The following is a 12171-nucleotide window of genomic DNA, read 5'->3' as shown; positions in this document are numbered from 1 at the left end:
TAGTGATCGGACGCCAATAGCGAAACTCATGGCACGTTGAAGGATGTAAGAATGGAAATCGCCCTGCTTGGTCTCTCAGAACCCGAAATGCGGCAGCTTGTGCGCAAGCGAAAGAGAAACAACCTGATTGTGATGTCGGCGCTCGTGCTATTTGTTGGCCTTGTCTTCACGACCAGCTTCTTGCACCTCCAAAAGGAAGGAAGCGGCTCCGCTCCAGCAACAACCGTGCAACAACCGATTGCCAATCAATAAACTGGCCATCCGCTGGCACCGGTAGCTGCAGCCTTATTCGAGGTTATCTGGGCGGTTCACGTCCCGCGCCCGCATCGGTGGCGTTTTTTCCTACAAAGGCCCGAAAGGCTTCGAGCGTCTCTGCACTGACGTGGTGTTCGATCCCCTCAGCGTCGTTGCGAGCCGTTTCCGCACTGATACCGAGCGCGCACAGGAAAGATTCGACCACATGATGGCGCTCGCGACAATGCCGCGCCAGTTCCTTGCCTTCGGCAGTGAGGAACACACCACGATAGCGTCGTTGTTGGATCAAGCCGTCGGCTGCTAGCCGCTTCAGCATCTTGGCGACCGTCGGCTGGGCAACCCCCAGCCTTTGTGCGATCTCGACCTGCCGTGCTTCCCCATCATGATCGATCAGATCGGCAATCAACTCGACATAGTCCTCTACCAATTCTGTTCGCCGATTGTTGCGGGTCTGCCGAAAGCTCTCGACCTGTGCGTCGGCATCAACGAGAGCACCTTGATTTTCAATTAGGCCAGCTTTGTCGACCATTCCGACCCCAACTCTCATTCTCCGCATCCTAACGACAACTCATAGCCAAGGCTATTGGTCATTATACCGGAGCAAGATTCTTTCCAAAATCGCAGTTTATGTGTTTCAGGAAACGCCAGTTTTGGCGATTATAGCCATTGCTATAAATAAGGCATTGTGCTTTTGATCATCGAAAGTGCTAACTGGAAATATACCATGCGACGTTGGACATCCTTCGATCCGGGCCGCCGCGGCTTTCTCGGTGCCGGACTCCTCGCGGCAGGTGGTGCCGCACTAAGCGCCGGAAATGCCTCCGGCCAGTCCGCGCATGGCGCGGGGCATCCGGCTCCGCCATCGACCGGCACAACCGGCAAAGCCGATCATCGCGCAGCACATGGCGCTATGATCACGGTCGGTGATGTGGACAATGAGCGCAACGGTTTCGACCCGACCGCAATGCTCACCGATTGGGACATGGGAACCGTTTCCACGCTGCCGGACGGCCGTACGCTTCGCACGTTCGAAGTTGCCGCCGAGGACAAGGAAATCGAGATAGCGCCAGGTGTGATGTTCCCGGCCTGGACCTTCAACGGACGCGTGCCCGGACCGGCGCTACGCGCAAAAGAAGGCGAAAGGCTCAGGATCGTCTTCCGGAACAATGGTTCGCATCCGCACTCGATGCATTTTCATGGCATCCATGCCGCGCGAATGGATGGTATCCCCGGAGCTGGATTGATCAATCCAGGCGAGGAGTTCGTCTACGAGTTCGACGCCAAGCCGTTCGGTTGCCATTTGTATCACTGCCACGCCTTGCCCCTGGCGCGTCACATCCACAAGGGCATGTACGGGCTATTCGTGATCGACCCCGATCCAGCGCGCCATCCCGACCAAGCGAACGTGGCGCGCTCCCGACTTCGCGGCACGCCGGAAAACGCCGAGTGGCAAGAGTTGGCGATGGTGATGAACGCCTTTGACACCACTTTCGACGGTGAGAACGAGTTCTACGCTTGCAACACCATTGCCCATTGCTACGCGAAGAAGCCGATCAAGATCCTGCGCGACCGACCGGTACGGATTTATCTGGTCAACGTCACAGAATTCGATCCGATCAACTCATTCCACCTGCATGCCAACTTCTTTGACTATTTCGACCAAGGCACGACGCTGACGCCGACCTCGAAGACGGTCGATCTCATAGTGCAGTGTCAGGCCCAACGCGGCATCCTGGAGTTCAGCTTCAAGGACCATGAGCCGGGTCTTTACATGTTCCACGCCCATCAGTCCGAGTTCACTGAACTCGGCTGGATGGGTATGTTCGATGTCGTCGAGGTCCTGTCGTGAACCAGCATTCTCAGATTCAGAACACCGAAACAGTTGCAGAGACGGGCCCCGCCGAACGAGGCCGGATCAATCTCCTATTTCTACTGGCACCGCTGGCTGTGCTGGCCCTCGCCATAGCGTGGCTGTATTCGGCCAATCCGCTGGCGAGTTTCAACAATGGCGCGCCGCCGGTCGAAAGCCTGACCGTTGAACGCACGATCCTCGATCAGGGCGGGCTCCGCCTGTTAGTCCGTGCCGGCGGTTCCGAGCCGATGCGTATCGCGCAGTTGCAAGTCGACGCCGCCTATTGGGAATTCGAGCAAGTTCCGGCAGGGCCGATCGCCCGCGGCGATACGGCGTGGGTAAGCGTGCCGTTTCCCTGGGTCCTCGGCGAAGCTCACAGGGTGACGCTCGTCACCAATACGGGCGCGACGTTTGATCACGAAATCGCCGTGGCCGTGCCGACACCTGTGGTTACATCCGCAAATCTTTTCTCGCAGGCCGTGCTCGGCGCGTTCGTCGGCATTCTCCCGGTTGCCATCGGCCTCATGTTCTACCCGGCGTTGCGTAGCGCTGGAGCGGCAACGATGAACTTTTTGCTTGCCATGACGATGGGACTGCTCGCCTTCCTACTGGTGGACTCCTTCGTCGAGAGCCTGGAATTGGCAGCACAGTCCGCTGCGATCTTCCAGGGACCGGTAATGGCTACTCTTGCCGCAATGGCGAGTTTCCTGCTGCTAATGGGCGTGTCGCGTCGAAAAGGGCGACCAGCGGGGCTTGCGCTTGCGACCTATATCGCGCTCGGCATCGGCCTGCATAATCTTGGCGAGGGACTGGCGATTGGTGGGGCCTTCGCTGCAGGTTCGGCTGGGCTTGGAACCTTCCTGGTAATGGGCTTCACGCTTCACAACATCACCGAGGGTATCGGTATTGCAGCTCCGATTCTCAAGGTGAGGCCGCCGCTCTGGACATTCGCCGGGCTGGCGCTTCTAGCGGGGGGCCCCGCAGTGGTCGGCATGTGGATCGGCAGCCTTGCCTACGCCCCGCAATGGTCGGCGTTGGCACTCGCCGTCGGAGCCGGCGCGATTCTGCAAGTGGTCGTTGAAGTTGCACTATTTCTCATGCACTCGGACGACAGAAGGGGCTCATCAACGCTGCTGTCTGCACCTGTGCTTGCGGGTTTGGCCGCCGGCGTTGGCTTCATGTATCTGACCGCCATGCTCGTGAAAATCTGACACGGCAACCTCAGGATCGTTCGCCCATGCAAAACTACCGAATGATCACGCTTGCGGTTACCGTTCTCGCGACCGAAGCGGCGGTAGCCCACGAGGGCGCCATGGGCATCGTCGCCGAACGCATGACCGTGATGAAGGGTATGGCCGCAAACTTGAAGACCGTTGGCGAGATGCTGAACGGCCGCAAGGCCTTTGATGCGGCCGCGGCCCAAGCCGGCATCGCAGCCCTTCACGAGAATTGCCATCAGGCTCAGGCACAGTTTTCTTCGGCAACTGCTGTTCACTCCAGCCGCTCGTCCGCGGCGGTGTGGGAGAAGCCAAATGAATTCAAGGCTGCGATGGAGACGTTCGATGCTGCGGTCAAGGCTCTGGTTGCCGCTTCGGAAGCCGGGAACCTTGATGATATGAGGGTTCCGTTCAAAGCTGTCGGTCAGTCATGCTCAAGCTGTCACGAGCGCTTCCGCCTATCTCAGTAGCCCACTGGCGTCTCGTCAGGCCAACCTCCTAATCCAACTCTACAGCGGTCGCCCCCATGTTTTTGCCAATCCGAACTCTTCTGGAAATGGGTTTTGGGCCGACACATGTTTTTCAGCAGCATCGCTCTTTTTTTTATGCGAGAGCATGGCTATGCCGCATTACTTTACCCTTGTTACGTTTCCGTCATCGGCTCATCAAAACGGCAATAGTACACAGTACGATCGGTCTTCCCGTCGTCAAGGGGGATGCCGCGAAGCGTGACGGTCACGATCTGACCGCCGGGTTTCGCGACAATTGTTCCGCTGATCGTCGTGCCTGGATGCTCGTCGGGAACAAGTGTGAACGACGTCTCCCCGTCTCTCGTCGGTCCAAGCTTAACATCGCCGAAATCAAAATCACCCTCGGCCGAGAAAGTTGGCTCCATCCGGGTTTCTGTGAGCACCAGATAAAGGTCGTCAGTTCCTTGGCTGCCGTTTGGCATTCTTCCCCAAAGCCACTGCTCTACCTTTTCTCGTGACGGCTTGACCTTGTCGACAAGAGCCTGACAGTCGTTATCTGATTTAGGCCCGGCTGGGCCCGGGAACCAGAGGTACATTCCAACAGGGGAGTTATTGGTTTGTGCATGCAGCACAGAAGATAAGGTTAGAGGCGAGACGGCACATGCGGCCATCAGGAAGGCCTTCGGGATCCCAAGCATCTATCGTCCTCTCGATAAGGGACGGCGCCGGCCGCCTAGCATTCCTCATTTTCAATCTGAACTGTGACATGTTGGAGGCTGACTTTGTCCGTCATGGCAACAACATCCGCGGAAGGTGCGAGGCGGTTCGCTCATCTCGGAAACCGTCGCCGCATGATTCCGAATTTCCGATACGAAGAAGCGCAATCGCTTGCGAGACATAGGCCACGCCCAAGTCCGTAAAGCGTTTGTAGAGATTATCTGGCCATGTTCGCTTCTTCGAAGGCTGCAATCTCGACGGGCAGCCCCGCTGCCTTCCATTCCAGCATCCCGTCCTCCAGTCGTCTGGCGTTGTAGCCTCGAGTGCGGAGTTCCGCGCTTGCCTGAACGACAGCACACACCAAGGACCACGGCAATACGCCACGATTTCGCGGTCGCAGGCATCGATGCCGAACAGCACGCGGACAATATCGCCGTTGCGGCATTTGAGCTCGAGATGGTCCGAGCACCAGCGGATGTTGGAGCGCAGCGCGCTGACGACACCGTCATGGGTTCTGGCCCGACGGTAGGCTGTATGGCTCGTCAGCACGAGACCGTTGGCCTGCATGATGCGCAGCAGCAGCTTCTTGCGGTTGACAGGTGGCAGGTCCTGGCTGCGCCGCTCGCGGTTGAGCAAAGCCGCGATGCCAACCATAGGTCGGCCACTGGTCGACCAGCCTGCGGATCATGGACAGCACTGCAACATCGTCAGCCTTGGTGTATGGCCTGCGCCGCCGCATGGCTTTCGCGAAGGCGGTTCTTCGTCTGCTTGCAAGGTTGGAGCGCGGGACGCCGATCGTGTCGGCGACCATCTTCATCGCGAACCGTCCTTGTCGAACGAGGCGAGCCGCAACAGTCGCTTTTTGGGGGCAGCAAGATCGAGAGCCTCCTTGAGTATCTCGACCTCCATGGTCTTGCGGCCGAGCATGCGTTCCAGATCGCGCACGCGCTTCTCGAGTTCACGCACGCGAGCTGCGCCAACAACCTCCTTCGAAGAGGCGAACTTCTCGCCAGTTGTCCAGCGCCGCCGGCGCTGCACCGACGCTGCCTGTCCGCTCAAAACAGGGTGCAGTCCATTCGGTCACAATGGATATTCGTCCCAACTTGCAGTAGGGTTTTCTTAACAATTCATAGTGCGGGATGATCGATGACAGAAAGGACGATGGGGAACTGGCTGGTCAGTCCGCTAAGCGCGTTATTGATCGTCACCGCGTGTACGGTTTCGGCCGCCGCTCATCCAAGCTTGATGCTTACGGGCAGTCTCACCACTCAACCGTTTGGCCACTTGGAACTTTGCAAGCGCCTTCCAGCAGAGTGCTCGGTGCGGTCCGAGGAACAAGCGCCCCTAATTCTTACGGAGAAACTTAAAGCGAGACTTGAGGCAGTCACCGCGTGGGTGAACTCGGCAGTTAGGCCGATGAATGATATCGATATCTATGGCATCGATGAGTACTGGACATATCCTGAAAAGCGCGGCGACTGCGAGGACTATGTGCTCTTGAAACGTCGAATCCTGATGGATGAGGGCGTTTCCGCTTCGGACCTTCTTATCACGGTCTTAAAGAAACCCGATGGCGAGGGCCACGCTGTGCTTACAGTAAGGACGGACATAGGGGATCTCATCCTCGACAATCTGAACGACGCTGTCAGCCCTTGGGATGAAACAGGCTACATTTATCTGAAACGCCAAGCTACGTACGACAGTGGTCGCTGGGTCACAGTCCGGGAGGGGCACTCGGAGCTCGTCGGATCGGTTCAATAGACCCAGTTTTTATGACGATCTATGCCGAGGAAAGCATGCACCTCTCCTTCCGCTAACTTCTCAAGCAGAAATGAGCCGAAGGGTTGCCGATCAGGCGCCCGGACGCGGTCCTCGCTGATCCCGATAACACCGACGATTGTGCCAACAATATTGAGCAAAAGGATAGCAAGCGTCTTTCGCTCCTATGGCAGCCGCAAGCTTAGGCTCCCCAATGCTGCAGGCTACCCGCTTATGGTGCGATAACGCCACATCCCGGACGAAGCCGGCAACATAGTTACATTGCATCCAAAGGCACGAAAAAGCAGTTCTCGTCTTCTTCCGTTGGATGTAAACAAATGTGGTACTCCCCATCCTGCGAAAGAATTTCACTTCCCCGCGGAATGAAGTAGCGATGCTGGTGCGTGACCTTGATGTGGTCTCCGGGCTGGAGAACAACAATCCACCCGTCCTGTCCTTCGACAACAGCGTACTTAGGTATCCTCTGGCAATCGCCACCTTCGTTGCTGCCGCGACAACAAGCGGGCGGATAGCTCCACCCAGAGGCCGCCTCATGCGGACGGCTGGGTGAAACGAGGGCGTACGCTATGGCTGTGGCTACCAGGCCAATAGAAATCAGTTGGCGGCAAAGCTCCCGACCGGAACGGCAGGAACGCAGTACCTTTGCACCACGCATGATACACCCCGCGAAGGCGATCGCCGCAAGGCTATTCTACGCCCCCAATTCGTGTAGGTACATGCTCGGGTCGGCCCTACATTTGATGACTGTCCACGCTCCAGCGGCCTGACTCCTGTCGAAATCTGCGCGCTCCACCAAATGGAAAGTCATCAAGATCACCTCACTGGGCGGTCCCTTCGATCGTGTCCCGGGGCGTGGTGTAGCTGACGGCTTTGGTCGCCGCGCTCTCCGGCATGGGCCGGGATGATCAGCGCGCCACTGCTGGCAGGCTGATGAGCGGATCATCGCTCATCAGGGCGATTGTTTCCAGCGTCATGTATCTGGCGCGTTGGACTGCCCACTCATCATTTTGTTCGAGCAGCAGAGCGCCGACGAGACGGACGATGGCGTCGTCGTTGGGGAAGATGCCGACGACCTCGGTCCTGCGTTTGATCTCGGCGTTGAGGCGCTCGATCGGGTTCGTGCCGTGCAGCTTGGCGCGATGTTCCTTAGGGAAGGTCATGTAGGCCAGCACGTCGGGCTCGGCATCGTCCATGATGGTGGCGAGCTTGGGCACCTTCGGCCGGATCTGGTCGGCGACGGCACGCCACTGCAGGCTCGCCGCCTCGGGCGTCTCCTGGGCGAAGGCGGTGGCGATGAAGGCCGAGACGACGCGCCGTCCGCTCTTTCCGGCATGAGCGAGAACGTTCCGCATGAAGTGGACGCGGCAGCGCTGCCAGGTTGCGCAAAGCACCTTGGTGACAGCGGCCTTGAGGCCTTCGTGGGCATCGGAGACGACGAGCTTGACGCCGCGCAGGCCACGGCGCGTCAGCTTGCGCAGGAACTCGGTCCAGATCGGCTCGGCCTCGGATGTGCCGATCTCCAGGCCGAGCACCTCGCGCCTTCCATCCGCGTTGACGCCGACGGCGATGATGACGGCCACCGAAACGATGCGCCCGCCGCGGCGCACCTTCAGGTAGGTGGCGTCGATCCACAGATACGGCCAGTCGCCTTCGATCGGCCGTTCCAGGAACGCCTTCACCTTGCCATCGATCTCCTCGCGCGGCTGACCTGGCTCTTGGAGATACCGCTCATGCCCATCGCCTTGACGAGATCGTCGACCGAGCGTGTCGAGATGCCCTGGATGTAAGCTTCCTGAATGACGGCGGTCAGTGCCTTCTCGGCCATGCGGCGCGGCTCGAGGAAGCCCGGGAAGTAGCTCCCTTTTCTGAGCTTGGGAATGCGCAGTTCGACGGTTCCGGCGCGCGTCTCCCAATCCCGATCTCGATAGCCGTTGCGCTGGGCTGTCCGCAGCGGGTTCTTCTCGCCATAGCCGGCGCCGGTGGCCGCTCCCACCTCCCTTTCCACCAGCCGCTCGGCGGCAAAGCCGATCATCTCGCGCAGCAGATCGGCATCGGGGGTCTTCTCCACGAGCGTGCGCAGGTTCATCATGTCGTCGGTCATCGGTGGCCCCTTCCGGTCACGGTTGGTGTGAGCAACCCGACCCTACCGGAAAAGCGCCGATGACCACCGAACCGACGCGCGCTCGCTACAGCGCTTTAGATGGCGCCCTCGCGAGCCGATCGGAAACTGCCCAGCTACACCACTTGGGGGGACACGACCGTCCCTCGTCCCTTCCCTGCGTGCCTCTTCCGTGGTGATGTCAGCTGCTTCTTCAACGAAGGCCTCAGTACGGGTTGAGACCACGCTATACGTCGCTCATCCAATGTGACCGTTCCTGGAACTTTGACGGGCCGTGTGACGGAACTCCTGGCTGCCAGTGCGTTCTTACGCCTGAACGTTGCCGCGTCGGCTGAAATGCGGATGGGGTGGCAGCCAAGTCACCCCATCCCTGAAGCAGGCATTCATGAATTAGTTTGGTCGTTTTCTGCGGCCCCCCTGGCGGTCGGCTTTTGGGTCGCGACTGTCAGATTCATCGCAGACAATGCGGTAGGCCTCGTCAAGACATCCTCGCCCGAGATCACTGCACAGGCATTCCAGCGCGTGGAGCAGATGGTCGGCGATGTCGAGTCGACCAGTGTCATTGGCAATCTTGAACGCCTTAAGTATGGCTTGGTCGAGGTCTTGCCTATGGGCGATCATCGCATCGCTCCCTAGCCGCCTATCATCACTCTTCCAGCGACAGGAAGGTCAAGGTCATTGCTTGCAATTGCCGATGTCTGCGAGCTTGGCACAGGCAGGCATGTATTCAACTCCATGGGCAGCCGAAAATCTTCCTCAGGCATCGTAACCCTACCCGGGGAAGTCGCTCTTCCCAGCCTCCTGCACCGGAGGGCAAGGGACCGAACCGTAGGAGCAGTAAACGCAACAGTCTCCCGATATTGGACGCAGCATTGCTCCGCAGCCCTTGCAGTCATAGAAGAACTGGCAGGTGTCGGTCGGCATCACTTCGGTTTCCTTATGCCCACATTCGGGGCAAGTGATAGTGCTGGTCGGAATGGTCATGGGCGATGCTTCCAAAAACCTGTGTTGTTACGTTCAACTCGGCCGTTGACCAGCCAATCCGGATCCTGCTGTCGTCCACACATCTCCCTCATCCCCTCCAGCATGGGGATTGATGTCCGCAGCTTTGCTTCGCTTCACTCCTCCTTTCCCCGCAGCAGTTCACCCGATCCGGGTCAGCACGGGGAAACTCTCAAGAAACCAGAACGAGAAGGCCGACAGGTAGCCGCCGATCATCGCGACCCCCATCGTCACCATGACGCCACCTGCCGCCGTCTGCAGGACCATGCCCGCTCTACCAATGGTCCGTAACCGTTTGGCGAGGGTGTGCGTGAACAGGGCAGCGAGGAGGAAGGGGATGCCCAATCCCAACGAGTAGACCGCCAGCAACGCTACACCCTGAGCGACCGTCGCCGACGCCGCGCCCACGGTCAGGATAGCGCCGAGGATCGGCCCGATGCACGGCGTCCAACCGAAGCCGAAGGCCAGTCCAAGCAGGTAGGCAGACAATGGACGACCACCTGGGAGATCAGTGTGAAATCGCAGGTCGCGCATGACCCACATCGGGCGAATGCTTCCAATCATGAACAGCCCGAAGAGGATCACGACTGCGCCGCCCACGATATTCATCTCGTACCGGTAGGCGATCAGCAACTGGCCCAAGGCGGTGGCGCTGGCACCAAGCACGATGAAGACCGTCGAGAAGCCAACCACGAAACAGAGACTGAGGCCGACCGCTGGCAATCGCTGCGAGACCGCATCGCCGGCCGCCCCGGAAATTGCCGTCCTCCCAGCGACGTAGGAAACGTAGCCGGGCACGAGGCGGAGCACGCAGGGCGAAAGAAACGAGACGATCCCCGCGACAAAGGCGGACAGCAACCCAATGCTGGAAATTCCCGACATCGTTCAGTTCTTCCCCTCTTGCGCCAATGGCGTGTCCGTTGTGGCCCGCGCCTGCGCGATCAGGGTCTTCATTGTTGCAAGGTCGGTCGCGCCGCGCAAAACCTGGTCGCCGATCACGAAGCCTGGCGTCCCGTTGATGCGCAAGGACTGAGCCAATGCGACGTTTCGGTCGATGGCAGCCTGAACCTTCGGATCGCCCATATCTCTCCTGAGGCGATCGACGTCGAGGCCGACATCCGCTGCTGCCTGAAGAACCGTGGCCTCCCCAACCTTGCCCTTGGCCTGCATCAAGGCGATGTGGAACGCCGTGTATCGCCCCTGGCGATGGGCGGCCAGCGCGGCCTTGGCGGCAAATACAGAGCCGGGGCCAAGGATCGGAAACTCCTTGTAAACGATGCGCAGCTGCCGATCGCCGGATTCCGCTTCACGCATCACGGGCGCGACCTGGCGGCAATAGGGGCAATTATAGTCGAAGAACTCCACCATCGTGACATCGCCTTGCGGATTGCCGCCGACCGGACTGTCCGGATCACGGAACACTTCGCTGGCACGCGCCGACAGTGCGGCTTGGGCCTCCGTCGCTTCGGCTTCGCGTTGGCGCGCTTCGAGGCCTTGCACGGCCTCGACAATGACTTCGGGATTGGCGAGGAGATATTCACGTACCCGTTTGTCGAAGGCCGCGTTGGATACAATATTGTCTGCTGCCGCCTCGTGCGGATTTCTGAGCCCGGGATCGAGCACGAACCACGCGGCCGCGGCACCAGCGACGGCAAACACGAACAAGAACCACATAATTCCTGAAGAACGCTTGCGCATGTCGGTCATGGCCATTTCCCAGTTGTTGTCAAAACGGTTCCCACCAGTTGTCCTTGCCGTGCTCGTGAGGACGGGTGGTTCCGTTGGTGAGCGCGTTGACGAACGTGACGAGATTGACGGGATCGAATTTCAGGCCGTGTAAGTTCGCCGTCCAGTTCCCATCCTGGTCGATGACATGCGTGACGATGCCGTGCATCTGATAGCCGTCATCAGTTTTCGCGAACTTGTGGCCGAAGCTCTCCGCCAGCTTACGGGTTGTGTCCTCGGGTTCATCAGCCGTTGTGGTGAGAAACAGCCAATTGGCGGGATCCAGCCCATGCGCCGGGCCATAGGCGCGCATCACCTCGGCCGTGTCGTTCGACGGATCGGTCGTAACCGTGACGAACGTGACACGGTCCTTCATGGGCGTGTCGTTCACCAGCTTCTGGACCTCGGCGATCTTTTCCGCATGCAGCGGGCAGACGTCCGGACAGGAGGTGTAGATGAAATGCAGGATGATGACCTTGCCGCGGAGGTCTGCAAGCCGCACGGCGCCGCCGTCCGCCGTCCGCAGTGTGAAGTCAGGTGCGGGCTTGTCGATCGGCTGGAAATACTTCTCCGTGCCGCCGATCATGGCCTCGACTTCATCGAGCGAATGGGCACTGGCGGTCGTCGCAAACGTTGCGATCAGTGCCAGTGCCGCCATAAGGCGAGCGAGCAAACGCATGGCCTTTCCGGCGACGAGCGCGTCAGGCAGTCCGTGGAAAAAGGCGCCGAGGCTATAGGTCGTCATTGCGCCTGCCCTTCGCTTTCCAATTTACCGGATGCCTCTTCGGACACCGCATCGGAGTGGCACGAACTGCTTTTCATCCGGCTCATGCATAAGCCGAGGACGCACATCGCGACGCACGGCAGCACGGACAGCAGCAGCGGCGCGATCCCGGCCGCGACCAGCCAACTCCAGTTGTAACCGATGCCGACTGTAAGCGCTGCGGCCGCCACCAAGACAAGACCGCCTTGGCCGTTGAAAATGCGCTGTAAGGCGTAGGCCATCGCAGTATTCCCAGATGCATTTTCTGAGGT

Annotated in this window: 13 protein-coding genes and 3 pseudogenes; 6 read left to right on the top strand and 10 right to left on the bottom strand. The window is 59.3% G+C overall.

Annotation, left to right across the window (positions count from 1 at the left end):
• The first annotated feature begins 51 nt into the window (after window positions 1-51).
• Complete coding sequence (locus GGQ99_RS25630; protein WP_183264742.1) at window positions 52-252, top strand: hypothetical protein; 201 nt, start codon at window positions 52-54, stop codon at window positions 250-252.
• 43 nt (window positions 253-295) lie between these two features.
• On the opposite strand, the gene mntR is transcribed toward GGQ99_RS25630, so the two are convergent.
• Window positions 296-784 (bottom strand): manganese-binding transcriptional regulator MntR, encoded by a 489-nt coding sequence (mntR, locus tag GGQ99_RS25625; protein WP_183264741.1) that lies wholly within the window; start codon window positions 782-784, stop codon window positions 296-298.
• Between the two features lie 195 nt (window positions 785-979).
• On the opposite strand from mntR, the gene GGQ99_RS25620 reads away from it, so the two are divergent.
• From GGQ99_RS25620 to GGQ99_RS25610, 3 genes are read left to right on the top strand one after another with little or no spacing between them, the layout of a single operon-like run.
• The gene (locus GGQ99_RS25620) at window positions 980-2104 is read left to right on the top strand and encodes a multicopper oxidase domain-containing protein (protein WP_183264750.1); all 1125 of its coding nucleotides are present in this window, start codon (window positions 980-982) and stop codon (window positions 2102-2104) included.
• Window positions 2101-3318, top strand: coding sequence for a ZIP family metal transporter (locus tag GGQ99_RS25615; RefSeq protein ID WP_425486862.1), 1218 nt, complete (start codon window positions 2101-2103; stop codon window positions 3316-3318). Before GGQ99_RS25620 ends, GGQ99_RS25615 begins: the two co-directional genes overlap by 4 nt.
• Window positions 3319-3344: 26 nt before the next feature.
• Window positions 3345-3794, top strand: a complete 450-nt coding sequence (locus GGQ99_RS25610) for a c-type cytochrome (protein WP_183264740.1) — start codon at window positions 3345-3347, stop codon at window positions 3792-3794.
• 173 nt (window positions 3795-3967) lie between these two features.
• On the opposite strand, the gene GGQ99_RS25605 is transcribed toward GGQ99_RS25610, so the two are convergent.
• The 3 genes and pseudogenes from GGQ99_RS25605 to GGQ99_RS26480 form a co-directional block, all read right to left on the bottom strand.
• Entirely contained in the window at window positions 3968-4492 is a 525-nt protein-coding gene (locus GGQ99_RS25605; RefSeq protein WP_183264739.1) for a hypothetical protein, read from the bottom strand.
• A 394-nt stretch (window positions 4493-4886) separates the two neighbouring features.
• Window positions 4887-5175 (bottom strand): annotated as a pseudogene (locus GGQ99_RS26485) (IS3 family transposase); the annotation flags it as partial.
• A 99-nt stretch (window positions 5176-5274) separates the two neighbouring features.
• Window positions 5275-5501: pseudogene (locus tag GGQ99_RS26480) on the bottom strand (IS3 family transposase); the annotation flags it as partial.
• 156 nt (window positions 5502-5657) lie between these two features.
• Between GGQ99_RS26480 and GGQ99_RS25590 the strand changes: the two are divergent.
• On the top strand, window positions 5658-6272 hold the full coding sequence (locus GGQ99_RS25590) for a transglutaminase-like cysteine peptidase (protein ID WP_246389756.1): 615 nt from the start codon (window positions 5658-5660) through the stop codon (window positions 6270-6272).
• A 923-nt stretch (window positions 6273-7195) separates the two neighbouring features.
• Here GGQ99_RS25590 and GGQ99_RS25585 read toward each other — a convergent pair.
• Window positions 7196-8391, bottom strand: a pseudogene (locus tag GGQ99_RS25585) (IS256 family transposase).
• A 294-nt stretch (window positions 8392-8685) separates the two neighbouring features.
• Here GGQ99_RS25585 and GGQ99_RS25580 point away from each other — a divergent pair.
• Entirely contained in the window at window positions 8686-9045 is a 360-nt protein-coding gene (locus tag GGQ99_RS25580) for a hypothetical protein (RefSeq protein ID WP_183264737.1), read from the top strand.
• Window positions 9046-9180: 135 nt separating this feature from the next.
• Here GGQ99_RS25580 and GGQ99_RS26250 read toward each other — a convergent pair whose 3' ends face one another.
• The 5 genes from GGQ99_RS26250 to GGQ99_RS25560 all read right to left on the bottom strand — a co-directional run bounded on the left by GGQ99_RS26250 (window position 9181) and on the right by GGQ99_RS25560 (window position 12141).
• On the bottom strand, window positions 9181-9393 hold the full coding sequence (locus tag GGQ99_RS26250) for a GDCCVxC domain-containing (seleno)protein (protein WP_246389755.1): 213 nt from the start codon (window positions 9391-9393) through the stop codon (window positions 9181-9183).
• 159 nt (window positions 9394-9552) lie between these two features.
• A complete protein-coding gene (locus GGQ99_RS25575; protein WP_183264736.1) occupies window positions 9553-10293 on the bottom strand; it encodes a cytochrome c biogenesis CcdA family protein in 741 nt (246 codons plus the stop codon).
• Window positions 10294-10296: 3 nt separating this feature from the next.
• Entirely contained in the window at window positions 10297-11118 is an 822-nt protein-coding gene (locus GGQ99_RS25570; RefSeq protein WP_246389754.1) for a DsbA family protein, read from the bottom strand.
• A 19-nt stretch (window positions 11119-11137) separates the two neighbouring features.
• Window positions 11138-11881, bottom strand: coding sequence for an SCO family protein (locus GGQ99_RS25565; RefSeq protein ID WP_343061784.1), 744 nt, complete (start codon window positions 11879-11881; stop codon window positions 11138-11140).
• On the bottom strand, window positions 11878-12141 hold the full coding sequence (locus GGQ99_RS25560) for a hypothetical protein (RefSeq protein WP_183264735.1): 264 nt from the start codon (window positions 12139-12141) through the stop codon (window positions 11878-11880). Before GGQ99_RS25560 ends, GGQ99_RS25565 begins: the two co-directional genes overlap by 4 nt.
• Between the last annotated feature and the right edge of the window lie 30 nt (window positions 12142-12171).

This window comes from Aminobacter niigataensis (assembly GCF_014200015.1).
Taxonomy (GTDB): Bacteria; Pseudomonadota; Alphaproteobacteria; order Rhizobiales; family Rhizobiaceae; genus Aminobacter; species Aminobacter niigataensis.
The sequence above is the reverse complement of the archived record's forward strand: the minus strand, read 5'-3'. Positions and strand labels throughout refer to the sequence as shown.